The organism is Xenorhabdus sp. IM139775, from assembly GCF_028598745.1.
In the GTDB taxonomy this organism is placed as follows: Bacteria; Pseudomonadota; Gammaproteobacteria; order Enterobacterales; family Enterobacteriaceae; genus Xenorhabdus.
Genome location: NZ_JAQRFK010000049.1, coordinates 1 through 25,701, shown reverse-complemented (window position 1 = coordinate 25,701; position 25,701 = coordinate 1). Strand labels below are relative to the sequence as shown.

Genomic DNA, 25,701 nt, shown 5'->3' with positions numbered 1-25,701 from the left:
TTTTGCAGTGCAGCTTTACCTCTGGCTATCTTATTACTGAATTCTTTAATATCTGATAATTCTTGTTTGACGCTTGTACCAAATAGAGAATTTCTTTTGTCTCCTGTTTTATCTTCAATAATGACCGCATCTAATCCTATTTTCTCCATTTTTCTGACATAATGCACAAAGTGCTCAACACGTCCTCCAGTATCTGCATCCATAATGACTGGCATTCCAGTCATTAATTTTATTTCATTAATATTTTGCAAACGGCTATTAATATCTAATATCTCGTTATCAGGAATACCTTTAACAGCTGAATCTTTCAAAGAACTTGACCAGAGACCATCGAATTTATGGATATAGCCATTATTATCTGTGTAATTTGCATTTTTGATAATAAGTGCTGAAAGCGGATTATGCGCTTCAATAAAAGTCAGTGATTTTTTCTCTTCGAGTAACTTCTTCAGCATAAAATGATATCCTTTTGAAAATTAAATAATTACATAAAGAATTAGAACTCCAAAATATCATTGTTAATTATTTATTAAATTCCACTATGCCAGTAATGTATCACCACCTTGAACTTAATGTTAATATTTTGTTACCATAAAGATAAACAATAACTAAACCAATTATGCTAAAATGATGATTATATTTGTGATCGATATCCCAAAAAAATGAATGAACACTACAGTTGTCATTGCTCTATGAACAAGGGATTCCCCAGTCAACGAAAGTAGCATTATTGCGCACAATAATGATATCGTCATCACCTGCAAATATGGGAAAAATTAAGTGATCCGTATGATACTGTTTGCACAATCACTTTTCCCATATTGATATTTCAAGCCCATCAAAAAGAATAATCAGGTTAAATTCAATGCCATAAAGATATGTTCTGCGCCCTCTTCCAAATAAATTTCACCATGGGCTTGATAACCAAGGCTTGCATAAAATGGTTAGGCATGATAAGTCAGTCAAGTGGAAAGAATAGGAAGATAATTCATTGAAGCCATGCAAAAAAATAAGGGTAATCATTGACAGATCACCCTTACGATATTAATCCTGTTTATGCTGGCAGGATATCAAGCCGATAAATTACTTTTCCTCTTTTTTATCCTTATCATCTTTAAGATGATAATCTTTAAAACTGCTGATTAACTCATCCGTTTTTTTATCAGCCTCAGATTTTATGTCTTCCGTTTTCGATTTCATTGCTTCTGAAAGCTGGTCAATTTTGTCACCCGCTTGATGTTGAAGATCTCCCGTTTTCGCTTTCACATTGTCCATCACATCATTTGCTGCTTTCGTCGCTTGACCCTGCATATCAGCCAGCTTGGACTTCACTTGCTCAGTGACCTCATTGGCAGAATGCGTGATCTGATTTTGCACTTCCTTGGACTTATCAATCAAACCATGACCTTCACGCACAGCGTTTTCCTTGATCTCCTGTGATGTTTCTTTTGTATTATCCGTTACATCCGTGATCGTTTTTTCAGCATCAGTTTTCATGTGTGTCGCGCTTTCTTCTGTTTGCTGTGCTGTATCTTCTGCTTTTTTAGACGCATCATCACAGCCAGCAAGCAGTGCCACGATACCTGCCAAGATCAGAGAACTAAGGATCTTTTTCTTCATTGACTAACCCCTTGTACTTAAGGAAATTGAGATGGTGTAACGAAATAGACAGTTATTTCAACAACCTATCCTTCAAACATCTGTGATAAATAAAAATCTTATAATCCAATGGGATAAGTCTCATCACCTTATGGTATGCTTCAGAAACCCATTATAAAATAAAAATAATTCTCATTTTTATTTACCCCTTTTTACTTCCTCAGGTGACTTATTACATTGAAATATTTTACTTGGTTACATTTCAGGAAATTTATGGCAAATAATAGTCAAAAATTAGAGAAACGCCCAATCGCGACCACAATTCAGAAAATTTTAACCGGCACACTTTCCGGGACATTGGTATTGGGCACGGCATTCTCCAGCCCGGTTTACGCGACCGAAAATCCCACAGGGCAACAGACTGAAAAGAAAAATGAGGTGATGAAATTACCTACACTTTCGGTTGTTGAAAGTTTAGACAGCAGCAACAGTGCGGGAAGTTCCGTGCTCAAAAAAGCCGATATTGACCGGACTCAGGCAGATAACATTGCTCAATTACTCGACCAACTTCCCGGTGTTTCAATGTCAGGCTCGCCGCGTCCCGGCGGGCAAACGCTGAATATCTGGGGCATGGGAGATCAGGAAGATATCAAAATCACGCTGGATGATGCGCCAAAAGGATTTGAGAAATATCGTCAGGGTTCTGTCTTTATTGAGCCTGAGTTAATCAAACGGGTAGAAGTCAATAAAGGGCCACACAATTTACTTGATGGTAATGGTGGATTTGGTGGCTCTGTCAAACTGGTGACAAAAGACGCGAACGATTTGCTGCGCCCTGATGAAGATTGGGGTGGATTTATCAAGCAAAGCTACCACACCAATGACAGGCAGTGGATCAGTAGTGGCGCAGTATACGGCCGGGATCCCAACGGCTTTGCTGATGGCTTGCTCTATGTGAGCAAGCGGGATGGGCATAATATTAAACGCCCTGATGGGACACGTTTTGTATTTTCACAAAACAATCAAATGTCCTATTTATTAAAAACCAATTTTTATCCCAGTGATGCCTATACGGTAAGTCTGTCTGCCATGCGCTCTGAATCGGATGGCTGGCAGCCGTGGGCGGTGAAACGGGATAAAATGGATTTCCCTTCCGCCGGAGATATCAGAAAATACGGTTTGGATGGTGCATGGAAAAGAAAATTGATCTTTCGGGATCAAATTGACCAGAACTACTCTGCCAAATGGAATATTGCGCCAGAGGACAATCCGTGGTTGAACCTAACGATGACTTATGCCTATTCCAAAACGAAACAAGACGATAGCCGCCCGGAAAATGCGTCTTCTTATTTTAGTAGAACAATGGGTAATAAAAGCTGGGTTGATTACACCGATAATCTGATTGATATCAACAATAAAAGCGTATTTTCAACCCGCGTTATTGAACACGAATTACTGCTAGGTACCCGTTGGCATAAACTTCAACGCAACATTTTAATGTTCGATAAGAGTAAGGAAAAATACGCTGATTATAATTATGGCTATTATCAGCCGGGTTATATGCCTGCCGGGGAACAACAAACCTATAGTTTCTATCTGCAAGATTCGCTGAAAATAGGCAATGTGACTGTCACACCCGGCGTTCGCTACGATCACGTTGAAAATAATGGCAGAAAAAACAGTGCGCGTATTTATAACGATATGTCTCCAGCAGTCAACCACGACTATCGTAGTGTCACTTATGCTGGCTGGTCTCCTCATTTAGGGGTTATATGGCAGACAAACAAAAACCTTTCTTTATTTGCAGATATCAGCCATACATGGCGCGCCCCGGTGGTTGATGAACAATATGAAGTTCAGTCAGGAGAAACCAGCCTGCCGGGTTCTAGTCGTGATCTGGACACTGAAAAAATGGTAGGTATACGCCTCGGTGCCATTCTTGATTTCGATAATCTGATGCTTGAGAATGACAGCCTGCAAATTCGTACCACCTTGTTCCGTAATCGTGGTAAAGGCGAAATCTTTAAAAGACGCGGAGTTTATTGTAAAGCACAAGCTGATGGTTTAGTAAATTACGCAAATTGTGCAAAACCTCTGGGAAACAATCGTAATTTGCCGGGATATACCATTGAGGGACTAGAGATAGAAACTTTCTACGATAGTAATACACTGTTCGGAAAATTCTCTTTTTCCACGATGCGCGGCCAACGTGATGCTTCGCTACGTGATCCGTGGCTCGGGCGCAAAACGTGGATTGCGGAAATTCCACCAACATCGGCACAGGCCCTGTTAGGTTTCAAAATACCCCAATGGCAAATGACAATGGGCTGGAAAGGTGACTTTATCCGTAAACAAGATCGTTCACCTGTAGATGATGATCCAGAAGCTGGTAATTGGGCATTCCCGGCAAGCAAAGGTTATGCTTTGCATGGCTTGTTTGCCAGCTGGCGTCCTGCTTCTATCAAAGGATTTGAAGCGCGAGTCACCATCGATAACCTATTTAACCGAGATTATGTGCCTTACTTAGGAGATGTCGGAGACGCCATCTCAGGTATTGGCCGTAATTACAAGTTCAGCATTTCACAACAATTCTAACTGACAGTTAGCTGCCCAATCCCTAACCCTCTTAATTTTTAAGGGGGTTAGATCCAAAACACGGCGTTGACTTCGCCCCATCAAATACAAATAATTATTATTATCAGATTTATCTTCTCCTATCAGGCAGTCACATTATGGCGGTGCAAAAAAGCCCATCTGGGCACCATCAAATCACCCAGAAACTCTATTCCGATTACCATCATTGGTTATGTCGCTGGATCAGACAAAACAGTGCTTATCCAAATCATGCCGAAGATCTCGCCCATGAGATTTTTATCAAGTTGATGCAATCTTCGGATCTGGAAAATATCCGCCAGCCAAGGGCTTTTTTAATCACGATAGCCCGCAGAACGCTTGCCAATTACTGGCGCCGGAAAAAACTGGAAGACAATTATCTGGAATCACTCGGTGAACTTCCTGTGATCTCATCACATTCCTCTGAACATCAACTTGTGCTGTTAGACCAGTTAGAAAAGATAGATAAGACATTGGATGAACTGCCGCTAAAAGTCCGGCAGGCATTTCTGCTCACTCAACTCCAAGGGCTGCGTTATAAAGAGGCTGCGGAAAATTTGGGTATTTAAATCAGCTCAGTAAAGAATTACTTACATCAAGCCCACAGAAAATGTCACCCTTTCAATATTCTTTAAAACGCCTTCAACAGGCAACAAAAACCCGCTGTTTATCTGGCAGCGGGTCATTTTTTACAATAAATTTGCCCATCAAAGGATACGGTTCTTCGCCAGTTGTGCCTGACGAACCGCTTCTCTTGCCATGCGTTTTTTGCGGGCATCGCAAGGTTCAGGGCAATCGCAGACTTTTTCTACACCAATGCTTCCCAAACCACCACAGCTTCCTTGAATGCTCTTGCGCTTCACAATATAGCCCAATGCCATTCCCGCAAAAGCCAGCAGGAAAAAGATAAAAGTGATAGCAAAGACTTCCATCACCTTTCCCCCTTCTTATTTTTTCTGTAAATAGGCTTTAAAGGCGGTATTATAACGCTCTTCAAAACCTGTTTTGGTTTTGACAATCATAAAGACCGGAATATTCAGCTTCTCTGCCACTTCCATGCCCTTGTCTGGCCCCAATACATCCAGTCCGGTAGAAAAGCCATCCGCACTCATGCACGTCGGTGCTATCACGGTAATGGAAGCTAAATGATGGGTTATCGGCCTGCCGGTTTTAGGATCAATGGTATGCGAGTAATGCACGCCATTTTGTTCAAAATAGTTGCGGTAATCACCCGATGTGGCGACAGACATATTGCCCGGCGCAATGATCTCCTGAGCGCTCTGTTCCATGCCATTGTCCGAGGGTTTTTCAATCGCTATCCGCCAAGGGCTTCCTTTGCCATTGTTGCCCGAGGTACGAACTTCACCACCAATATCAACCATGTAATTTTGGATATGCTGAGATGCCAGATATTCAGCAACAACATCAACGCCATAACCTTTGGCGATGGAAGAGAGATCGACATACAGTTCAGGGATGGATTTAATCAGGTTATTGCCTTCAACAGACAAGTTATCGATCCCCGTCCAGACACGGCGAACTGCTAATTCTTCATCCGTCGGTGCCTTAGTATTGCGCCCTTCTGGCCCAAACCCCCACAGATTCACCACTGGGCCAACCGTCACATCCAGTGCACCGCCTGTCAGCTTATTGATCCGAATCGCTTCTTTAACCACTTTTGCCGTAGCGGCAGATACCGGAAACGGTTTATTCACTTCACGGCTTTGATTAAAACGACTTAATTCAGAATTTGGCCGATAAGTGGACATCTGATCGTTCACTTCTTCCAGCAATCGATCAATCCCTTTTTGCAGGTTTTCCGGGGTTGGTGCAGACGGATCAGCAACATATTTGACGGAGTAATACGTCCCCATCGTCTGCCCATCCAGATTTTGCTGTTTGGGGCCACCGCATGCCGCCAGCATCATTGTGGCAAACAGCAAGGCTCCCCAGTTGATCATTTTTTTATTCAGCATAGCTTACTCTTTCTGACTTATTTTGCCTGTTTCTAAATCGCAGCGCCCACAAAATGTGGGCGCTTGTCGTAAAAATCAAAGCGTTGTATACCGTTTATCTTTCAAGCAGCAACGTTGCCGGCGACTACCCGAAATTTATCAGGCATACCATCAGCCGCCGAAATCATCCAGCATGATGTTTTCATCTTCTACGCCAAGATCTTTCAACATTTTAATCACCGCCGCATTCATGACCGGAGGCCCACACATATAGAATTCACAGTCTTCCGGTGCCGGATGATCTTTCAGGTAATTTTCATACAGGACATTATGAATAAAACCGGTATAACCCTGCCAGTTATCTTCCGGCATGGCATCTGACAAGGCCACATGCCATGTGAAGTTCTCGTTTTCTGCTGCCAACTGGTCAAAATCTTCGGTATAGAACATTTCACGCTTAGAGCGCGCACCATACCAGAAGGAGATCTTCCGCTTGGAGTTTAAGCGCTTGAGCTGGTCAAAGATGTGTGAACGCATGGGTGCCATACCTGCGCCGCCACCGATGAAGATCATTTCTGCATCCGTGTCTTTCGCGAAAAATTCACCAAATGGGCCAGAAATCGTGACCTTATCACCGGACTTCAGTGACCAGATATAAGAAGACATGATGCCCGGCACAACATCGGGGTTTCTTGGTGGTGGTGTTGCGATACGCACGTTCAACATGATAATGCCGTGCTCTTCGGGATAGTTCGCCATGGAATATGCCCGGATCGTCGGCTCTTTAACCTCAGAGACATAACGGAACAGATTGAATTTATCCCAATCTTCGCGGTATTCCTGAGGTACATCAAAATCAGCATAACGGGCAACGTGTGGAGGACATTCAATCTGAATGAACCCACCCGCGCGGAATGGGACGATTTCCCCGTCAGGAATTTTCAGCTTCAATTCTTTAATGAACGTGGCTTTGTTATCGTTGGAAATAACTTCACATTCCCATTTCTTAACGCCGAAAATTTCCTCCGGCAGTTCGATTTTCAGGTCTTGCTTAACATTGACCTGACAGGCCAAACGACAACCTTCTTTCGCTTCACGCTTGTTGATGTGGGACAATTCCGTTGGCAGGATATCCCCACCGCCTTCACTGATTTTCACCCGGCACTGACCACAAGAACCACCGCCGCCACACGCAGAGGAAACGAAAATCCCCTGACCGGAAAGCATATTCAGCAACTTGTCACCAGCGGGAGCCGAGAAACTCTTATCCTCATCGCCATTGACTTCAACTTTAATATCCCCGGTGTTGACCAACTTAGATTTTGCAAACAAAATCATTGCCGTCAGTACCAACACAATCAGGGTAAACATGACTACACCCAGAATAATTATATCCATGAATTCTTCCCGCCTTTAGAGCTGCACACCGGAGAAGGACATAAAACCCAATGCCATCAAACCGGTGGTGACAAAGGTGATCCCCAATCCTTTCAGACCTGCCGGAACATCCGCATATTTCAATTTTTCACGGATAGCCGCCATCAGAACAATAGCCAGCATCCAGCCCATGCCTGAACCGAAACCGTATACGACGGACTCGCTGAAGTTATAGTCACGCTGTGCCATAAATGAAACGCCACCGAAAATGGCACAGTTCACGGTAATCAACGGCAGGAAAATGCCCAACGCATTGTAAAGTGCCGGCACATAACGGTCTAAGATCATTTCCAAAATCTGTACCAATGCCGCAATGACCCCGATAAAGGTAATGAAATTTAGGAAGCTCAAGTCCACCCCATCCATCAAGGCCCCATCACGGAGCACCAGATTGTAGACGAGGTTATTGGCAGGAACGGAAATGCCCAATACGACAGTGACGGCCACACCCAGGCCAAAAGCCGTCTTAACGTTCTTTGATACCGCCAAAAACGTACACATACCGAGGAAGAAAGATAACGCCATATTCTCGATAAAGACGGCGCGGACAAACAAACTAATATAATGCTCCATTGTGTTTGTTACTCCTTCTCAACCTGTGCAGGTTTCAGGGTTCGTAAACCCCAAATCAGCATACCAATAATAAAGAATGCACTCGGTGCCAGCAGGAATAAGCCATTGGGTTGATACCAACCGCCATTTTTGACCGATTCCAACACCGTCATGCCGAACAATTTTCCTGAGCCAAACAGTTCACGCAAGAAACCCACCAGCAACAAGATGACGCCATAACCCAAACCATTACCGATGCCATCCATGAAACTCTCAACGGGTGGCGCTTTCATGGCATAGGCTTCAGCACGCCCCATGACAATACAGTTCGTGATAATAAGCCCCACAAACACCGATAGCTGTTTGGAGATTTCATAGGCATAAGCCCGCAGGATCTGGTCTACAACGATCACCAGAGAGGCAATGATCGCCATCTGTACAATGATCCGCACACTGCCGGGAATATAGTGACGGATAAGTGAAATGAAAAAGCTAGAGAACGCGGTGACCAGTGTCACAGCCAGCGTCATGACCAGCGCAGTTTCCAGTTTGGTGGTCACAGCCAGCGCTGAACAAACCCCCAAGACCTGCAATGCAATTGGGTTATTATCAAACAGCGGCCCAAGCAGGACGCGTTTTATCTCTTTACTATCAGCCATCTTTCAAGGCTCCCTCACGTACTTTTTTCAGGAACGGACCAAAACCGTTATCCCCCAGCCAGAAATCAAACATATGCTGAACACCGTTAGACGTCAGGGTCGCGCCGGACAGGCCATCGACACCATAAGGGTTATCACCGGCACTGCCACGGACAACTTTAAGGGCTGGGACACCTTGCGGGTTATAGAGTTTTTTACCTATCCACTGCTTGCGCCATTGTGGGTTCTCCACCTCACCCCCCAACCCCGGGGTTTCACCCTGCGAGTAGTAACTGATGCCGTGGGAGGTCACGCCATCTACGTCAATGGAAATAAAGGCATACATCATTGACCACAGGCCAGAGCCGTATATGGGCAGAACCAGTTCGGTCGTTTTGCCGCTGTCATCCTTAACCAGATAGATTTCTGCCATATTGGCACGACGGCGGATTTTCGCCAGATCCTGCTCTGGTGGCAAAGCCATACTGGTTTCATCACTGCGCAGGGCATTATTCAGGTCAAAATGGCCACTGCTTTTTTTCAGCGTTGCGCTTTCCAAATCAAGCAATTCAGGTTGAATGCGACTGCGATAGATTTCGTTGATTTCTGCTGCTGTCATGGCAGGTTTTAGCAAACCGGCCACATCCAGAATATTACGTTGCTTATCCAGCAGTTTTTGTTCCTGCTGTTGCGCTTTCAAACCGACGGCTGATCCCGCAACCACAATTGAGCAGACAAGGCACAACACAAAAACGACGAGGAATGTTCTGCCGACGCTATCATTATTTTTGGGTTTATTATCATTAGCCACGGGCTTTTCTCCGCTTAATGTTGGCCTGTACGACCAGATAATCAAACAGTGGCGCGAACAGGTTAGCGAACAAAATCGCCAACATCATTCCTTCTGGATACGCTGGGTTGACGACCCTAATCAAAATGCACATCACACCGATCAGGATACCGTATGCCCACTTCCCTTTATCCGTAAACGCGGCGGATACCGGGTCAGTCGCCATAAAAATCATACCGAAAGCGAAGCCCCCCAGAACCATATGCCAGTACCACGGCATGGCGAACATGGGGTTAGTAGCAGAACCAATCGCATTAAACAGGTACGACATGGCAACCATCCCGATCATCACACCGGCAACAATGCGCCATGACGCGATACGGGCAAACAGAATGATGGCACCACCGATAAAAATCATCAAAGTGGAGACTTCACCCACTGAACCGGGAATGTTACCAATAAAAGCATCCATCCAAGTCATTGGCTGCCCGGTAATAATATTGATCAGGCCGTGGCTACCCGCGGCTGCCCATTGGGACAAAGGCGTTGCACCAGAGAAGCCATCAGCCGCAGTCCAGACCAAATCACCTGAGATCTGAGCCGGATAAGCAAAGAACAGGAAAGCACGGCCAGCCAAGGCGGGGTTGAGGAAGTTACGCCCTGTACCACCAAAGATTTCTTTCGCAATCACGACACCGAAAGTAATCCCCAAAGCCGCCTGCCATAATGGCAGTGTGGGTGGGACAATCAAGGCAAACAGAATGGAGCTGACAAAAAAGCCTTCGTTGATTTCATGTTTGCGGATAATGGCAAATAAAACTTCCCAAAACCCCCCCACGATAAAAACAACCGCATAAATTGGCAGGAAGTAGCTTGCTCCCAGCAACATCTTGCTGCCCCACCCCGCATCGGGTGTTAACGATGCACCAAGATACTGGGCAAGGACGTAATGCCAATCAGAAGCCAGGATCTGCTGTAAGGCATCACCATGATATAAATGAGTCAGGGCAGGTAGCGCCTGATTCCCGACGTTATACATCCCCCAAAACATGGCAGGGAAAACAGATAGCCACACCAAGATCATCATGCGCTTGAGATCAATGGCATCACGGACGTGGGCATTTCCTTTTGTCACTGTGCCCGGCGTATAGAAAACGGTGCTCACTGCCTCATAGAGAGGATAATACTTTTCCAGTTTGCCACCGGCCTCAAAGTGGTGCTCTACTTTTGCAAATAAATTTTTCAGGCCCATGAATTACCCTTCCTGCTCAATCTTAGTCAGCACGTCACGCAGTACTGGACCGTACTCATATTTGCCGGGGCAAACATAGGTACATAATGCCAAATCTTCTTCATCCAGCTCCAGACAACCCAGCGCCTGCGCACTGTCAGTATCACCTGCAAGCAAGTCACGCAACAGGTGGGTTGCCATAATATCCAGTGGCATGATCCGCTCATAGTTGCCAATCGGCACCATGGAACGCTCCCCGCCATGGGTTGTGGTGGAGAAAGCAAAACGTTTCTTTTTCAGGAAGTGGCCGATGGTGGTGCGGGTAATGGAGAACTTATTAACGCCCGGCGCAATCCAACCGAACAGCTCTTTTTCCCGGCCTTCGGTCAGCACAGAAACTAACGTATGGAAACGACCAAGATAATGTCGGGCGTCATCGGATCTCATCCCATACAGTACGGAACCCGAAACAATCCGGTTTTCACCCTCTTTTAGCTGATTCTGGGTCAGTTCCAGCAAATCAGCGCCCAATCTGGTACGTACCAAACGCGGGGATTTAACCTGCGGGCCGGCCAGGGATACCACGCGATCAGTGTAAAGCTCGCCGGTGGTAAACAATTTACCGATGGCAATGACATCCTGATAACCCAGATGCCATACCATTTTCTGCGCACTGACAGGTTCAATGAAATGAATGTGAGTCCCCACTAAACCCGCGGGGTGGGGGCCAACAAACTGGTTATGGGTGATTTGGGCGTTATTTCCTGCTGTCGGGATATTTCCAGCGCCGTGGCAGACGTGGATTTTCCCATCTGTCAATGTTGACAGAACATTCAGGCCATCAACAAAAGCCTCTTCTTGCGTTGCAATAACGACGAGTGGATCAGCCGCCAGTGGCTGCGTATCCATTGCCGTGACAAAGATTGCCTTTGGTGTGGAACCGGGAACAGGGGAACGACTGAAAGGACGGGTACGCAATGCTGTCCACAGCCCTGACGCAAGCAGGTTTTTTTCTACCTGTTCACGGCTCAGGCCAGCAAGTTCAGCACGCTCATAGCGATCAAACGTGACTTTCTCATCACCCCCCACTTCAATGACGACAGATTGCAAGACACGACGTTCACCACGACCAATGGTTATCACTTTCCCGCTGGCGGGACTCGTAAAAACAACCCCTGGATTTTTTTTATCTTCAAAAAGAATTTGCCCTTTTTTGACATGCTCACCTTCCTTAACCAGCATAGAAGGACGCATTCCAACATATTCTTCACCCAATAAAGCAACACGGCGAATTGTCGGACCATCTTCTATAACTTGGGCAGGCGCTCCAGCGATCGGGAGGTCGAGTCCTTTTTTAATTTTAATCATAAGATTTGCACAAGTTTATTAGTTAAATCATAGACTACAGATTACCTTGCGGTATTCCCTTGGGTAATACATCATTTTCGCGGGGTCATTCTAGCATCTCCCCTACTGACTGTCTGATTAATCAAGTGACTTAGCTCAAGCAAATAAAAATAATTTCTCTGCAAAACGGTTAACTGCTCGAGAAAGACGAGCATTCTCATCACTTTTCTCTACAATGGCTCAATATTTAACCGGAAGTCCTTCACAAGGACACGCGATCACTGCTATCTTTTACTCACTGTTTTGCCCCAAAATTTCCGCGCCCCAAATTGCAATCCTAACGCCGATATTTCATCAAACTGTCTGGTTATGCTATGAAAAAAACGTTTTTTGGTCTTGCATTATGCCTATTACCTGTGCCCCTTTCTGCTGTGGTATTGCAACGGATGGGCGCCAGAATTTTCATTCAAATATTCAAAGAAGAAAAACGTCTTGAGCTTTATACACAAGACAGAACAGGACATTATCAATTGACCCAAAGCTACCCTATTTGTCGTTACTCTGGCGGGCTTGGCCCAAAGACACTGCAAGGTGATTTCAAAAGCCCGGAGGGGTTTTACCATGTCAGCCACAAGCAGTTAAAACCGGATAGCCGCTATTATCGCGCCATTAATCTGGGGTTTCCCAATGCGTTTGATAAATCCAGGGGGTATTCCGGCAGTTATTTAATGATCCATGGTGCCTGTAAATCCATTGGCTGTTATGCCATGACCAATCGCTACATGGATGAAATATACCAGTATGTGGAAAGTGCCCTTCATCATGGACAACATGAAATCAAAATCAATATTTATCCTTTCAGGATGACCCGGCAAAATATGAGGCGGCACCAAAATAACGATAATTACTCGTTCTGGAAGCAATTACAGCCCGCCTACGAGTATTTTGCCCAACATAGCATTCCGGCTACTGTCAGCGTAATAGGCGGGCAATATGCGATTAATGTAAAATCAAAAAAACCGTTATCCTTTTGGAACAACGAATCAAGCTATTCTCTCGCCAAGATGAAATAGGGCATAGTCACCGGATTCAATACGGTGCCAGACTTCATTGCCGGTTAAAGGTTGGGTGGCAATCACTGATACAACATCCCCGAGCTGGGTGTGCTGATGGAAATCAATTTCAACATCCTGATCAAGTAATTTAGCCGTGCCGAAAGGCGCACGGCGGGTAATCCAATGCAATTGAGTCGAGCAGTAAGCCATGACAAACTGCCCATCGGACAACAGCATATTGAAAACCCCTTTTTCTCTTAACTGCTCCGCCAGCGAGGCAATAAATTTAAATACCGCAGGCCAATTGGCAGGCCGCTTGGGATATTTCAACGATAATTGATGCAATATCCAGCAAAATGCCCATTCGCTGTCTGTCTCACCAACCGGTTGGTAACTCCCCGTTTTCAGCTTATTGAATCCCTGAAGTTGACCATTGTGGGCATAGGTCCAATATCTTCCCCACAGCTCACGGGTAAATGGATGGGTATTGACCAGAGAAACATTACCACTGTTTGCCTGACGAATATGAGCCACAATCACTTCTGATTTGATCGGATAGCCTTGGACAAATTGAGCCACAGGTGAGTGACAACTGGATTGGTGATCCTTAAACGTTCGGTATCCCAATCCTTCATAGAAAGTAATTCCCCAACCGTCCTTATGAGGACCGGTATGCCCACCACGCTGAATTAACCCACTCAGACTGAAAATGATATCTGTTGGCACGTTGGCGCTCATGCCAAGTAATTCACACATTGCCTACCCCTACCTACTCCTGACAACGATGCCTGATAAACAATAATCAGGCCGTTATCATTTCTTTTTCAATCAATTGAATCAAGATATGAATGACTTTGATGTGAATTTCCTGAATACGATCTGCATAACCAAAATGAGGTACCCGAATTTCAACATCTGCCGTTCCTGCCATTTTTCCGCCATCCTTGCCCGTTAGCGTAATAACTTTCATTCCCTTGGCGCGAGCGGCTTCAACCGCTTTAATAATATTACCAGAGTTTCCTGAAGTCGAAATACCCAACAATACATCACCTTGCTGGCCAACAGCCTCAAGATAGCGGGAAAAAACATAGTCATAACCAAAGTCATTGCTCACGCAAGATAAATGGCTAGGATCGGAAATCGCAATGGCCGGATATCCCGGGCGATTTTCACGGTAGCGGCCTGTCAACTCTTCCGCAAAATGCATGGCATCACAATGCGAACCCCCATTACCACAGGAAAGTACCTTTCCCCCGGCCTTGAATGAGTCCGCCAGTAAAACCGCGGCTTTTTGAATGGCATCGATATTTGCGTCATTATTGAGAAAGTTAGCCAACGTATCTGCGGCTTCGGATAACTCACTGCGGATCAGTTCTTGATACATGGAACTCATACTCCTGAAAAGTCTTCGGGGATGTTAATAATATCAGCCAAACAGTGTAACGGATTCCCCCCCCTGAAAGAAGACATCATCACAGCTTGAGCGCATTAACGTTTGCAAAACTGAAATGACTTTGTGAGCTAGATTGTAATTAAGATGTAATCATATTGATAAATGCGTTCTACTCATCTAAAAAAGAAGGACACGACAACAGGTCAGACCTCTGACAACTCAACCTGAGATTTACAGGAGTTTTACTATGACCGCTTTCAGCATTATTTTATTTTTAGTCTTGATTGGCGGGCTTTGTTACCACAAAGTCAGCCTGACACTGAGTAGCCTCCTGCTTGTTGCCTATACTTTCGTGATGGGCATTACTGGCCTTTGGAGCTACTGGTTGCTGTTACCACTCGTTATTGTCCTATTCCCGCTGGTCTTTACCCCAGTCCGTATTTCTCTGTTCTCTGCACCCGGACTCAAAGCCTTCCGTAAGGTGATGCCAAGCATGTCCACAACAGAGAAAGAAGCTATTGATGCAGGCACCACATGGTGGGAAGGCGACTTATTTCGTGGTAACCCTGACTGGCAAAAACTGCATCATTATCCAAAGCCGCAGTTAACTGCCGAAGAACAAGCCTTTATTGATGGGCCGGTAGAAGAAGCCTGCCGCATGGCAAATGATTTCCAAATCACCCATGAATTGGCTGACTTACCACCAGAACTTTGGGCCTATCTGAAAGAAAATCGCTTCTTTGCCATGATCATCAAAAAAGAATACGGTGGTCTGGAATTCTCCGCTTACGCGCAATCTCAGGTGTTGCAAAAACTGTCTGGCGTATCGGGTATTCTGGCAATTACAGTAGGCGTACCTAACTCCTTGGGGCCGGGTGAATTGTTGCAACATTACGGCACTGATGAACAGAAAGAACATTACTTGCCGGGGCTTGCCCGTGGCGAAGAGATCCCTTGCTTTGCCCTGACCAGCCCGGAAGCCGGTTCAGATGCCGGGGCGATCCCCGATACAGGCGTTGTCAGCATGGGAGAATGGCAAGGTGAACAAGTGCTGGGTATGCGCCTGAACTGGAATAAGCGTTACATTACCCTCGCGCCTATCGCTACCGTGCTGGGATTGGCCTTTAAACTGTATGATCCTGATCATCTGCTGGGCGATACTGAATCACTGGGCATTACCTGTGCTTTGATCCCGACCAATACACCGGGCGTTGAAATTGGTCACCGCCATTTCCCCCTGAATGTCCCATTCCAGAACGGCCCAACCCGTGGTAAAGATATTTTCGTCCCTATCGATTACATCATTGGCGGACCGAAAATGGCAGGCCAAGGCTGGCGGATGCTGGTTGAGTGTCTGTCTGTTGGCCGTGGCATTACCCTGCCATCCAACGCAACCGGGGGATTAAAAAGTGCGGCCATGGCAATCGGTGCTTATTCCTACATTCGCCGTCAGTTCAAGCTGCCTATCGGGAAAATGGAAGGCATTGAAGAACCGTTGGCACGTATTGCGGGTAACGCTTACCTGATGGATGCGGCCGCAACGATGATTACCAGCGGTATCATGTTAGGCGAAAAACCGGCGGTTCTGTCTGCTATCGTGAAATACCACTGTACACACAGAGGTCAACGTTCCTTCATTGATGCGATGGATATCGCCGGCGGTAAAGGTATCTGCCTTGGCCCATCCAACTTCCTGGCCCGCGGCTATCAGGGTTCGCCAATTGCTATCACCGTTGAAGGGGCAAATATCCTGACGCGTAGCATGATTATCTTTGGTCAGGGTGCCATCCGTTGCCATCCTTATGTACTGGCTGAAATCGCCGCCGCAGAAAACAACAATGTGAAAGCCTTTGACAAAGCGCTGTTTGGTCACTTGGGTCATGTTGCCAGCAACACCCTGCGCAGCTTGTGGCTTGGTATAACCAAAGGCAGAACCAGCCATTCACCAGTCAAGGATGCGACTCGTCGTTACTACCAACAGATCAACCGCTTAAGTGCCAACCTTGCCCTGCTCTCTGATGTTTCAATGGGGGTATTGGGCGGTAGCCTGAAACGCCGTGAACGCATTTCAGCGCGTCTGGGGGATATTCTGAGCCAAATCTTCCTCGCTTCTGCCACCTTGAAACGCTATGAAGATGAAGGGCGCCAGAAAGAAGATTTACCCTTGGTGCAATGGGCAGTAGCAGACAGTCTGAATCAAGCTGAACAGGCCATGAATGATTTGCTGCGCAATTTCCCTAACCGTTTGGTTGCCGGTTTAATGCGGGTGATTGTCTTGCCATTGGGCCGTGGACATGCCGCACCCTCTGATAAATTGGATCACAAGCTGGCCCAGTTATTACAAACCCCTTCCGCCACCCGTAGCCGGATTGGACGGGGGCAATACCTGACACCAAGCGAACACAATCCTCACGGGTTACTGGAAGATGCCTTGCACGATATCATCGCCGCAGAGCCAATCCATGCTCGCTTGAGCCGCGAAGCAGGTAAAAAACTGAGCTTCACACGGTTGACTGAATTAGCTGATCAAGCATTGGCCGATCACAAAATCTCTCAGGAAGAAGCCGATATCCTGAAACGGGCTGAAATCAGCCGACTGCGTTCAATCAATGTCGATGAATTTGAGCCTGACGCATTTGCTGTACCCAATTCAGCAAAAAAGCCTGAAAGTCAGCGTCAAAATAAAGCCGCCTGATGCTGGCTGGAAAACCTGATTAAACCTAAATGGAGCCAAGATACGGGGACATAAAACGCCCCGTATTTTATTAAATGGACTCCAGTGATAACAACTCTTCAATTGTCTGGCGACGGCGGATCAAACGAGCTTCTCCCCCGGTAAACAATATCTCAGGGATCAAAGGACGGCTGTTATAATTCGAAGACATCGAAGCGCCGTAAGCCCCCGTATCGTGAAAAATCAGATAATCCCCGACCCGAACGCGGGGCAACATGCGTGGTACAACCTCCCCACCCTCTAACTGCGTAAACACATCACCCGATTCACACAGCGGCCCCGCAACAATGGTTTCTAATAATGGCGTTAATGGGGGGGGCGTTAATGGGATCGTCGTTTCCGGCAACACCGAAATATGGTGATAGCTGCCATACATTGCCGGCCGCATTAACTCATTGAAACCAGCATCCACCAGCACATAGTGCTGATTACCCATCGCTTTCACTGCCCGAACTTCCGTCATCAGGATACCTGATTCGGCAACCAGAAAACGGCCGGGTTCAATTTCCAGCTCAACATGATGCCCCAAATGCTGCTCAATACGCTGGCGGGCCTCATGCCATAGGCTATAGTAATGTTCGGTATCGACCAGCTCTTCCCCGGTTTTATAGGGAATGGATAAGCCACCACCTGCTGAAATGGCCTGAATATCCTCTCCGCACAGCATGACCTGCTCCACCATGGCATCACAGACATTGGAGAGGTGCTGATAATCCACCCCTGAGCCAATGTGCATATGCAGACCCACTAACTTCAAGCCATACTGATGAATTTTTTCAATTGCCAGGGGGAGATCCTGAAACCAGATCCCATGTTTGCTATTTTCCCCACCGGTATTCACCTTTTGGCTATGCCCGTGACCAAATCCGGGATTGATGCGTAACCAAACCGGATGCCCCGACCGACGCTCACCAATTTGTGCCAGCATATCAATAGAACCGGCATTGACCGGAATATCCAGCTCAATGACGCGCGCCAAGGTTGCCTCATCAATCACATCCGCAGTGAACACAATGTCTGCTTTATCACGCCCGGATTTGAAACCTGCATACAGCGCCCGTTCGATTTCGCCCAATGACACTGCATCAACTTTCACGCCCTGTTCTCTCATCAAGCGTAAAATATGGGTATTGGAACATGCTTTTTGTGCAAACCGAATCACATCAAACTGTCTTAATTTTTTGATTTGTCTGATGATGCTGTCACCCTCATAAAGCCATAATGGTGTTCCATACTGCGTTGCTAAACGGCGTAAATTTTCAGGGGTAAAAGGTTCCCCCAAACCGTGAGTAAAAGTCGATATAGTCATTGAAGCACCCCACAAAATCAGCAGAACCTTCATTATTGGCAATAATAAGACAGGAAGAAAAATATCCATTTAGCCATAATCTATTCATTTGTGATATCGTTATGTCTGTTTTTTACTCAAAGAGACACATCTATGCACTCCTGCTCATGGCGGCACATTGAAATTTTCCATGCGGTAATGACCACCAAAAATTTAACGGATGCCGCGTTATTACTGAAAACTTCCCAGCCAACTGTCAGCCGTGAACTGGCACGCCTTGAACACGTACTGAAATTTAAATTATTTGACCGGATTAAAGGACGCCTGTTTCCCACGGCCCAAGGGTTGCGCCTGTTTGAAGAGGTACAGCGCTCTTATTACGGTCTGGAAAGGATCATCAATGCGGCTGACAGTATCCGGCAATTTGAACAGGCACAATTATCCATCGCCTGCCTGCCCATGTTCTCCCAATCCCTGCTGCCAAAAGCCTGTTGCAGCTTTATCGGGCACTACCCCGAAGCCAAACTGACCATCATTCCGCAAGAGTCCCCCCTGTTGGAAGAGTGGCTTTCAGCGCAGCGCCATGATATTGGCTTAACTGAACATTTACAGACGCCGGCAGGTACTGAGCGAGAGACGTTAATAACCTTAAATGAAGTTTGTGTCTTACCCCTGACTCATCCACTCAGTCAAAAATCACAACTGACACCCGCCGATTTTCACCATCAAAACTTTATCAGTCTCTCGATCACAGACAGTTATCGGCAACTTATTGATACGATCTTTACTGAGCATCAGGTCAATCGCAAGATGGTGATGGAAACCCACAGCGCAGCCTCCATTTGTGCCATGATTAACGAAAACATTGGTATATCTATCGTCAACCCGCTAACTGCCCTGGATTATTTAGACAACAACGCAAAAATTTGCCTCCGGCCATTCAGTATCGACATTCCATTCACCGTCAGTTTAATCAAACCTATCCATCGCCCCTCCTCAGAATCCGTTGAGGCTTTTATTACGCATTTAAAACAACAGGCTGTTCTATTTGCCGAAAAATTGGCCTCAGCGTTTCAACATTAATTGCTGCCAGTGAGGTGATGTGGCAAACCAATCCACCAGAAAATCCAGCAGCGCCCGCAACGTTGCTGGCATATTCCGGCGGCTGGCATAAATACCATAGATCCCCATTGCCTGAGGTTGATAATCAGGTAGCAGTTCCACTAACTGCCCTGACATCAGATAAGCAGAAACAGAATAGTAAGGCTGCATTGCAATCCCTGCCCCCTGCAAAGCAGCCTCCATTAATACAGTGGATTCATTGGCACTTAACGTACCACTGACAGGCACTGAATAGTGCTCATGCTGCTTTTCAAATCCCCATAAACTCTTACCGAAAAAGTTATAGGTCAGGCAGTTATGCCGGGTTAAATCTGCCGGATTTTTAGGAAGAGATTTTCCCGCTAAATAAGATGGCGCGGCACAAACAATGGAATGGCAAGTCGATAATGGACGGGCGATCAGATTGGGTTCCAGATTATTGGTAATCCGGATCGCCAAATCGATGCGTTCTTCTACCAAATTGACAACCCTATTATCCATTTGCAGATTGACGGCAATCTGTGGATATATCCGCATAAACTCAGGAATGGCAACCGCCAGTGCACTCATGCCCAACGATTGGGAGCAACTGACGCGCAACAATCCACTCAGGGTTTGCGCTTCCAAAGATTGCTGCACCGGAATACTTTCAGCTAATTCCATTAACTTAAGGCTGCGTTGATAAACACTCTCGCCCGCTGAAGTCAGGCCAATTTTACGTGTTGTACGATGCAATAAGCGGACACCCGCCCACTTTTCCATCTCAGCCAAATATCGCGATACCATGGCCCTCGACATATCCAACCGTTCTGCTGCCGCAATGAGACTGCCTTGTTCAACAATCGTCACAAACACTTGTGTTGCTGTGATCCTATCCATGTCAGCCAACCTATTTTCGCTTTAATTAGCTCGATTTACGCAACAAATAGTTGCTGATTATGCGGTTTTTAAATCGAAATATGCAACTTATTATACATGTCATTCAAGCACACACGCATTTTGATACAGGAATTCGACGATGGCTCGCAAAACTACACTCAATACCGCTCTGGCAGCGATCCTTTCTTTGGGAATGGCATCACTGGCTCAAGCCGCTGATCTCAAGTTGGATATCTACAATCCAGGTGAAAAAGGCATCTTCCCCGTCTCTTCTGAAATTATCAGTGGTGATCATGAAGTTGTTCTGATCGATGCCCAGTTTAAGAAAAGTGATGCCCAAGCGTTGGTAAACATGATCCAACAAACAGGCAAAAAACTGACAACGATCTATATCAGCCAATCTGATCCCGATTTTTACTTTGGCCTTGATGTGATCACTGACGCTTTCCCTGACGCCAAAGTCATTGCCTCACCTGAAACCATCAAAGAGATCAATGCAACCAAAGACGGTAAGCTGGCTTATTGGGGCGGCATTCTTGCTGATCAAGCCCCCAAAAAGATCGTCGTACCAGAACCATTACAAGGAAACACCTTCACTGTTGATGGTGAAAAACTGATTGTTGAAGGTTTAAATGGCCCAGCCGCAGATCGTACTTTTGTCTGGGTGCCTAAATTGAAAGCGGTTGTCGGTGGTGTGACGGTTTCTGACAATATTCATGTCTGGATTGCTGATACCCAGACCAAAGCGTCACGCCAACATTGGCTACAAACCTTGGATCGCATCAAGAGCCTGAAACCTGACACGGTTGTCCCAGGCCACTATCTGGGGAATTCCTCAATGACGTTGGATTCAGTGACATTTACCCAGAATTATCTGACCACATTGGAAAAAGAGTTACCGAAAGCAAAAGATTCCAATGCACTGATTGCCGCCATGAAGAAGCACTACCCTGATCTTGCTGATGAATCCAGCCTTGAACTGAGTGCCAAAGTCTTAAAAGGCGAAATGAAGTGGCCTCAGTAAATTAAAAGTTATCACGGGCGTTGCAGGCGCCCGTATAAACCACACCAATTCCAACAAATAAAACCAGCATTATAATAACATTTTAAATACCCCTTAACTAACGTAGAAAAAACACTTGCACTCGTCTCTGATAATATTTTCATCAAAATCCATCTTGATATTTTATAAATACTTATGCCTTACCAAATACTATCTCTGCCAACACTATCTCTACCAACACTACAGCCTAATAACACAATCGCGGATAAACATAAATAAGGCCCAAATGCGATAAACTCAGGAAAAGATTTTCTTTTCACGCCAATCATGAAAAATCCAAACAGCCCGGATAATGAAGCCATCAGCATCAATATGGGTATCATTTCCACCCCCAACCATGCGCCGATCGCTGCGGTTAATTTAAGATCACCATAACCTATTCCCTCCTTATTTAAGGTATATCGGCATAACCAATATAAAAACCACAAAAAAAGATACCCTGATATGGCGCCATATATTGCACTCTTTATCGAAATCAAATGACCATCAACATTAAATAAAAGCCCAATCCATAATAAAGGCAATGTGATAATGTCCGGCAAGCAATATGTCTTAATGTCGATAACAGCCAATAACAATAAGGTACTACAGAAAAACATAATTATTATGTAATCGACGTTAATTAAATAATTCATCATAATAGTGACACACTCAATTTATGAAGATTCCTTACTCCTCGCGTTGCGAGGAGTAAGGAAATGCCCTACAATTTTGGCGTGTTATTTAAAATAGAGTCCCTTCCTTTTTTCACCTGTAATGAAATCAAAATCCATTTATAAAAACATCCCTGTTACTGCGTTCTTTCCTTATTTCCTGACCGCAATCAGGACAAGATGAATATTAATTTTTCATTCCGGCTATTGGCAATCAATTTTTAGCAAAAAAGGCAATAACAAAATAAATATGCGAGCCAGCTCGCAAGAAGATAACCTGCATTCCTTTAGCCAAGAGATAGCTTGATCAAGTCACGACTCCAATAGTTAGATCACTTAAAGATAATCAAGATGCGGTATTGTTTATTTCACCGTCCAATAATATGTACAATTTTTCGACGGTAGGGTTGTCCCAAATCGCGGTGGGTGCCAACTCAATACCAAATTGATCTTCGATTTCACCGATCATAGTCAGGGTAAATACCGAATCCATGCCGTAATCTGTAAAGCTGACGTTGTCTTTAATCTCTGAAGGGTTAAGACGGCAGTATCTGGCGATGCATTCGATCAGCCACTGTTTCAAATCATTGGGTACGAGTTTCATCTTCTTTCCTCAACCATTACATTAAGTACAAAAAAATACCAGCATTCAGGGTGATGCTGTCAGGCTGTGTTCAATGTTGCTCCACAGGATTTTCAATCTGGGCCCGATATCAGGGTGATCAACTAACATATGCTCTGTGGCATCAGGGATAACGTAAGGTGCAGCAAGTGTTGCACGGGGACTGCATTCCTCTATCAGACGGCACCCCATAGTTTGCAGCGTTTCAGCGAGTTGTGACTGCGCGAGTTCGGCACGAATCGAGATGTTGGGAAACGCCAGTGGTTTGTCGATCAATATTCCAGTGCTAACTATCCAGTCAAGCGCATTTTTCATCACTCCTGTCACACCATGTGCATACTCCGGACTGACCAGCAGAACCAAATCTGCCCGTGCCAGCGCATTACACCAGTGCGAGACTTCAGGAAAACTTTTGTCTTCGTCATCTGCGTTAAATAAGGGAATTGCGCCCAGACCTGAATAGATCTCAAAGTTCATATTGTCAGGGCAAACCCGACCCATCGCGCGCAAAAAAAGCATATTCAGTGACGCGTTGCGCAGGCTACCTGAGATACCTAAGATATTGTATGTATTTTTCATCAAACTAACTCTCCCAACCCTGTAACGGGTATTGCATCAAATCAAAACTTACCCGCCGATGATACGCATCGCGCAGGTGCTGAATAACCACTTCGGCGTCTGACTCTTCCAAACCGGTATCGGGTAATAACTGCAAATTGACTAACTGGCGTTTAACCATCAGTTGCATGAGAATCAGCGGTAATTTTTTTGGGGTGGTACGGTGCCATTCCAGGCAGGCTGCTATGGCAATTAATCCGGCATAAAGCGAACTGAGGTGATAATGTTCAGCACTTGCAAAGGCAGAAATATCCCTCGGCTCTATCTCTCGCAGGCTATCTAACAGCTGTGTTCTGGCCGCGAGAACTTGTGATGCAAGCGCCTCATCCAGCAAGTCTGCGTTTTGCAGCAGGCTGTCGAGGAGAGGGTCCCGTCCGCTAGGTGCAATCTGAAGTCGGTCAAACTCAATAGCCGACTCAATTTGTTTCTCTGAAGCCAGCTGTTCAGACAATGTTGCCGGCGAAGAAATCGCGGCTGTTTTACGTGCAAGTATAAATAACAATGGCAACAGTGTGAGTTGACATGCTGGTCGGCCAATATGCGCAAAACCGGCGGGCTTTACATCTCGCAGAAGCTTCTGAAAGAGACCATACTCGCTTTCAGTATGGTAAAAACTAGCACCCAGAAGATCGGCGAGACGGTTCATTGCACCGATCAGAAGTTTTGGGACAACAATTTTAACAGACGGGGCGTACAGACAGCAGAACTCCGGATGCAAATGAAGTGCTCTGGCACTCAACCTGCTGAAAGCGTCTGCCTGTAATAGATCGAGCAGGGCGAGGCTTAAGGTCTGACGAGTTGCGGGAAAATCTGCCAGACAATGTCCGTATAGATACCGCTCAAGACTGAAACGCAGCGCCAGTCGTAAACCTGAGTCCAGAATGCCGACAAACATACCGGGTAGGAGGGTACGAGTGACTTGGAAAGATCGCATTGCGGTTTCCAACGCTTTACCTTCTTCGCCCAAAAGTAAATGATCTTTTTCTGTCGCGGGCAGACGAGCCTGATTTATTTGAATCCCTCCCAGTTGTACACCCCGCATACCGACGCTCTCATGGCGCGGTAAATCCCGTAGTGATCCATCAGGTAACAGTGCCTTAGAAACCAGTACTTGCGTATGGCTCCGGCTTCCTGGCTTCGGAGATGTGCGCGCAAAGGCGACAAAAAGCGTGCAGCGCGAGATATTTGAAGTTACCTGTTTTTCCCCATTTAACACCCATTGCTCTTGTTCAAGTGCAGCGGAGAAGGTGACGGCAGACAAATCATTACCATGTTCAGGCTCATAGTATGAACACGCAAGTTTTTCATTTCTGCACAAGGCTTGAACAACGGATTGCTGCTGAACCGGCGAGCCTACCGCCCAAATGTTACAACAAGCGATAAAACTGCTTCCGGCATAGCCAAGCCCTAAACAGGGATCTTTACGGTAGAGCACGCGAAATAGATCCATCAGAGTATCCATACCGCGCCATTCTCCCCCCAACGACTCAGGAATGAGACAGCGGTTAAAACCAATCTCATCCAGCAACGCTTCCCCTTCCTCCCACATTTTTCCGGCGTTATCTGCAGCCAGTATGCGGGCTGACCAGGATACATAATTTTCATAGCCAGCGGGTGTGAGCTGTCGTTCCAGGCGGGCGATGGTCAACATATTTTCAGTGTCCATAGAGTACCTCCTGCGCCAGAAGTGAGTCGGCAGAGGAAAGGGGCTGGTCTGCGAACGAGCGCTTCAACGATTGCCAGGCAGGATATTGTTCAAGTGTCCAGGTAAGACCCAGATTACGGGCGATCACCGTCAGACACAGCGGCAGCCAGTGCTTGCTTCGGGATAATGAATTATCTTTGTCTGGATTGTTAAGCCAGAACAACAGACAGCTAGCTGCTATAAAGAGCCATTCATACCGTTGCAAACCAAACAAAATACGTTGCGGAACAGCCGGCCAGCTCAGTGGTTCGGCAGCTAAATCGTCAATGATTTGCTGACTGGTTTGCAACAAACTGTTGAGTAGTGGAGCGAGGCCCATACGGGTAATCGGTGCAGAATGCTGTTGACTGATACGTTGAATAATGGCTGGCAGAGCCTGAATAAGGGAACAGCCATTACGGGAAAAGATAGTCAAAGCATCCAGTGGT

Annotated in this window: 24 protein-coding genes and 1 pseudogene; 6 read left to right on the top strand and 19 right to left on the bottom strand. The window is 46.0% G+C overall.

The window, feature by feature from the left end; genetic code table 11:
• Together PSI17_RS11375 and PSI17_RS11370 are read right to left on the bottom strand one after the other, a co-directional pair.
• Positions 1-455: isocitrate lyase/phosphoenolpyruvate mutase family protein (locus tag PSI17_RS11375; RefSeq protein ID WP_273552098.1), on the bottom strand; the 455-nt coding region annotated here is incomplete at its 3' end.
• Positions 456-1,083: 628 nt separating this feature from the next.
• Entirely contained in the window at positions 1,084-1,620 is a 537-nt protein-coding gene (locus PSI17_RS11370; RefSeq protein ID WP_273552097.1) for a YtxH domain-containing protein, read from the bottom strand.
• A 252-nt stretch (positions 1,621-1,872) separates the two neighbouring features.
• On the opposite strand from PSI17_RS11370, the gene PSI17_RS11365 reads away from it, so the two are divergent.
• Positions 1,873-4,194, top strand: a complete 2,322-nt coding sequence (locus PSI17_RS11365) for a TonB-dependent hemoglobin/transferrin/lactoferrin family receptor (protein WP_273552096.1) — start codon at positions 1,873-1,875, stop codon at positions 4,192-4,194.
• A 137-nt stretch (positions 4,195-4,331) separates the two neighbouring features.
• Positions 4,332-4,781, top strand: coding sequence for a sigma-70 family RNA polymerase sigma factor (locus tag PSI17_RS11360; protein ID WP_273552095.1), 450 nt, complete (start codon positions 4,332-4,334; stop codon positions 4,779-4,781).
• 138 nt (positions 4,782-4,919) lie between these two features.
• Here PSI17_RS11360 and nqrM read toward each other — a convergent pair whose 3' ends face one another.
• The 8 genes from nqrM to PSI17_RS11320 form a co-directional block, all read right to left on the bottom strand.
• Complete coding sequence (gene nqrM, locus PSI17_RS11355; RefSeq protein WP_273552094.1) at positions 4,920-5,144, bottom strand: (Na+)-NQR maturation NqrM; 225 nt, start codon at positions 5,142-5,144, stop codon at positions 4,920-4,922.
• Between the two features lie 15 nt (positions 5,145-5,159).
• Positions 5,160-6,188, bottom strand: a complete 1,029-nt coding sequence (locus PSI17_RS11350) for an FAD:protein FMN transferase (RefSeq protein ID WP_273552093.1) — start codon at positions 6,186-6,188, stop codon at positions 5,160-5,162.
• 150 nt (positions 6,189-6,338) lie between these two features.
• Positions 6,339-7,565, bottom strand: a complete 1,227-nt coding sequence (gene nqrF / locus PSI17_RS11345; RefSeq protein WP_273552092.1) for an NADH:ubiquinone reductase (Na(+)-transporting) subunit F — start codon at positions 7,563-7,565, stop codon at positions 6,339-6,341.
• Positions 7,566-7,580: 15 nt separating this feature from the next.
• Positions 7,581-8,177, bottom strand: a complete 597-nt coding sequence (gene nqrE / locus PSI17_RS11340; protein WP_273552091.1) for an NADH:ubiquinone reductase (Na(+)-transporting) subunit E — start codon at positions 8,175-8,177, stop codon at positions 7,581-7,583.
• 8 nt (positions 8,178-8,185) lie between these two features.
• The gene (locus PSI17_RS11335) at positions 8,186-8,815 is read right to left on the bottom strand and encodes an NADH:ubiquinone reductase (Na(+)-transporting) subunit D (RefSeq protein ID WP_273552090.1); all 630 of its coding nucleotides are present in this window, start codon (positions 8,813-8,815) and stop codon (positions 8,186-8,188) included.
• Entirely contained in the window at positions 8,808-9,605 is a 798-nt protein-coding gene (locus tag PSI17_RS11330; RefSeq protein ID WP_273552089.1) for a Na(+)-translocating NADH-quinone reductase subunit C, read from the bottom strand. The genes PSI17_RS11335 and PSI17_RS11330 overlap by 8 nt, the downstream gene beginning before the upstream one ends.
• Entirely contained in the window at positions 9,598-10,836 is a 1,239-nt protein-coding gene (locus tag PSI17_RS11325; RefSeq protein ID WP_273552088.1) for an NADH:ubiquinone reductase (Na(+)-transporting) subunit B, read from the bottom strand. Before PSI17_RS11325 ends, PSI17_RS11330 begins: the two co-directional genes overlap by 8 nt.
• Positions 10,837-10,839: 3 nt before the next feature.
• Positions 10,840-12,183, bottom strand: coding sequence for a Na(+)-translocating NADH-quinone reductase subunit A (locus PSI17_RS11320; protein ID WP_273552087.1), 1,344 nt, complete (start codon positions 12,181-12,183; stop codon positions 10,840-10,842).
• Between the two features lie 353 nt (positions 12,184-12,536).
• Between PSI17_RS11320 and PSI17_RS11315 the strand changes: the two genes are divergently transcribed.
• Positions 12,537-13,235, top strand: coding sequence for a L,D-transpeptidase family protein (locus tag PSI17_RS11315; RefSeq protein ID WP_273552086.1), 699 nt, complete (start codon positions 12,537-12,539; stop codon positions 13,233-13,235).
• Here the strand turns inward: PSI17_RS11315 and PSI17_RS11310 are convergent.
• Complete coding sequence (locus PSI17_RS11310) at positions 13,206-13,973, bottom strand: class II glutamine amidotransferase (RefSeq protein WP_273552085.1); 768 nt, start codon at positions 13,971-13,973, stop codon at positions 13,206-13,208. The two genes, PSI17_RS11315 and PSI17_RS11310, sit on opposite strands and share 30 nt — an antisense overlap.
• A gap of 46 nt (positions 13,974-14,019) precedes the next feature.
• Positions 14,020-14,601, bottom strand: a complete 582-nt coding sequence (lpcA, locus tag PSI17_RS11305; protein WP_273552084.1) for a D-sedoheptulose 7-phosphate isomerase — start codon at positions 14,599-14,601, stop codon at positions 14,020-14,022.
• Between the two features lie 256 nt (positions 14,602-14,857).
• Here lpcA and fadE point away from each other — a divergent pair, with 256 nt between their 5' ends.
• A complete protein-coding gene (fadE, locus tag PSI17_RS11300) occupies positions 14,858-17,305 on the top strand; it encodes an acyl-CoA dehydrogenase FadE (protein WP_273552083.1) in 2,448 nt (815 codons plus the stop codon).
• Positions 17,306-17,375: 70 nt separating this feature from the next.
• On the opposite strand, the gene lysA is transcribed toward fadE, so the two are convergent.
• A complete protein-coding gene (gene lysA / locus PSI17_RS11295) occupies positions 17,376-18,653 on the bottom strand; it encodes a diaminopimelate decarboxylase (RefSeq protein ID WP_273552082.1) in 1,278 nt (425 codons plus the stop codon).
• 132 nt (positions 18,654-18,785) lie between these two features.
• Between lysA and PSI17_RS11290 the strand changes: the two genes are divergently transcribed.
• The gene (locus PSI17_RS11290) at positions 18,786-19,715 is read left to right on the top strand and encodes a LysR family transcriptional regulator (protein ID WP_273552081.1); all 930 of its coding nucleotides are present in this window, start codon (positions 18,786-18,788) and stop codon (positions 19,713-19,715) included.
• Here PSI17_RS11290 and PSI17_RS11285 read toward each other — a convergent pair.
• The gene (locus PSI17_RS11285; protein ID WP_273552080.1) at positions 19,698-20,612 is read right to left on the bottom strand and encodes a LysR family transcriptional regulator; all 915 of its coding nucleotides are present in this window, start codon (positions 20,610-20,612) and stop codon (positions 19,698-19,700) included. The genes PSI17_RS11290 and PSI17_RS11285 overlap by 18 nt on opposite strands.
• A gap of 139 nt (positions 20,613-20,751) precedes the next feature.
• Between PSI17_RS11285 and PSI17_RS11280 the strand changes: the two genes are divergently transcribed.
• Positions 20,752-21,636 (top strand): MBL fold metallo-hydrolase, encoded by an 885-nt coding sequence (locus PSI17_RS11280; protein WP_273552079.1) that lies wholly within the window; start codon positions 20,752-20,754, stop codon positions 21,634-21,636.
• Between the two features lie 179 nt (positions 21,637-21,815).
• On the opposite strand, the gene PSI17_RS11275 is transcribed toward PSI17_RS11280, so the two are convergent.
• The 5 genes and pseudogenes from PSI17_RS11275 to PSI17_RS11255 form a co-directional block, all read right to left on the bottom strand.
• Entirely contained in the window at positions 21,816-22,313 is a 498-nt protein-coding gene (locus tag PSI17_RS11275) for a prepilin peptidase (protein WP_273552078.1), read from the bottom strand.
• Between the two features lie 361 nt (positions 22,314-22,674).
• Positions 22,675-22,932, bottom strand: coding sequence for an acyl carrier protein (locus PSI17_RS11270; protein ID WP_273552077.1), 258 nt, complete (start codon positions 22,930-22,932; stop codon positions 22,675-22,677).
• 45 nt (positions 22,933-22,977) lie between these two features.
• Positions 22,978-23,529, bottom strand: a complete 552-nt coding sequence (locus tag PSI17_RS11265; RefSeq protein ID WP_273552076.1) for an NADPH-dependent FMN reductase — start codon at positions 23,527-23,529, stop codon at positions 22,978-22,980.
• A 4-nt stretch (positions 23,530-23,533) separates the two neighbouring features.
• Positions 23,534-25,234, bottom strand: a complete 1,701-nt coding sequence (locus PSI17_RS11260; protein WP_273552075.1) for an acyl-CoA dehydrogenase — start codon at positions 25,232-25,234, stop codon at positions 23,534-23,536.
• Positions 25,224-25,701 (bottom strand): annotated as a pseudogene (locus PSI17_RS11255) (acyl-CoA dehydrogenase family protein); the annotation flags it as partial. The pseudogene PSI17_RS11255 and the gene PSI17_RS11260, both read right to left, overlap by 11 nt.

Coding starts and splice junctions, on each gene's coding strand:
- PSI17_RS11370 (WP_273552097.1), bottom strand. CDS start 1,620: ATGAAGAAAAAGATCCTTAGTTCTCTGATCTTGGCAGGTATCGTGGCA.
- PSI17_RS11365 (WP_273552096.1), top strand. CDS start 1,873: ATGGCAAATAATAGTCAAAAATTAGAGAAACGCCCAATCGCGACCACA.
- PSI17_RS11360 (WP_273552095.1), top strand. CDS start 4,332: ATGGCGGTGCAAAAAAGCCCATCTGGGCACCATCAAATCACCCAGAAA.
- nqrM (WP_273552094.1), bottom strand. CDS start 5,144: ATGGAAGTCTTTGCTATCACTTTTATCTTTTTCCTGCTGGCTTTTGCG.
- PSI17_RS11350 (WP_273552093.1), bottom strand. CDS start 6,188: ATGCTGAATAAAAAAATGATCAACTGGGGAGCCTTGCTGTTTGCCACA.
- nqrF (WP_273552092.1), bottom strand. CDS start 7,565: ATGGATATAATTATTCTGGGTGTAGTCATGTTTACCCTGATTGTGTTG.
- nqrE (WP_273552091.1), bottom strand. CDS start 8,177: ATGGAGCATTATATTAGTTTGTTTGTCCGCGCCGTCTTTATCGAGAAT.
- PSI17_RS11335 (WP_273552090.1), bottom strand. CDS start 8,815: ATGGCTGATAGTAAAGAGATAAAACGCGTCCTGCTTGGGCCGCTGTTT.
- PSI17_RS11325 (WP_273552088.1), bottom strand. CDS start 10,836: ATGGGCCTGAAAAATTTATTTGCAAAAGTAGAGCACCACTTTGAGGCC.
- PSI17_RS11320 (WP_273552087.1), bottom strand. CDS start 12,183: ATGATTAAAATTAAAAAAGGACTCGACCTCCCGATCGCTGGAGCGCCT.
- PSI17_RS11315 (WP_273552086.1), top strand. CDS start 12,537: ATGAAAAAAACGTTTTTTGGTCTTGCATTATGCCTATTACCTGTGCCC.
- PSI17_RS11310 (WP_273552085.1), bottom strand. CDS start 13,973: ATGTGTGAATTACTTGGCATGAGCGCCAACGTGCCAACAGATATCATT.
- lpcA (WP_273552084.1), bottom strand. CDS start 14,601: ATGTATCAAGAACTGATCCGCAGTGAGTTATCCGAAGCCGCAGATACG.
- fadE (WP_273552083.1), top strand. CDS start 14,858: ATGACCGCTTTCAGCATTATTTTATTTTTAGTCTTGATTGGCGGGCTT.
- lysA (WP_273552082.1), bottom strand. CDS start 18,653: ATGACTATATCGACTTTTACTCACGGTTTGGGGGAACCTTTTACCCCT.
- PSI17_RS11290 (WP_273552081.1), top strand. CDS start 18,786: ATGCACTCCTGCTCATGGCGGCACATTGAAATTTTCCATGCGGTAATG.
- PSI17_RS11285 (WP_273552080.1), bottom strand. CDS start 20,612: ATGGATAGGATCACAGCAACACAAGTGTTTGTGACGATTGTTGAACAA.
- PSI17_RS11280 (WP_273552079.1), top strand. CDS start 20,752: ATGGCTCGCAAAACTACACTCAATACCGCTCTGGCAGCGATCCTTTCT.
- PSI17_RS11275 (WP_273552078.1), bottom strand. CDS start 22,313: ATGATGAATTATTTAATTAACGTCGATTACATAATAATTATGTTTTTC.
- PSI17_RS11270 (WP_273552077.1), bottom strand. CDS start 22,932: ATGAAACTCGTACCCAATGATTTGAAACAGTGGCTGATCGAATGCATC.
- PSI17_RS11265 (WP_273552076.1), bottom strand. CDS start 23,529: ATGAAAAATACATACAATATCTTAGGTATCTCAGGTAGCCTGCGCAAC.
- PSI17_RS11260 (WP_273552075.1), bottom strand. CDS start 25,234: ATGGACACTGAAAATATGTTGACCATCGCCCGCCTGGAACGACAGCTC.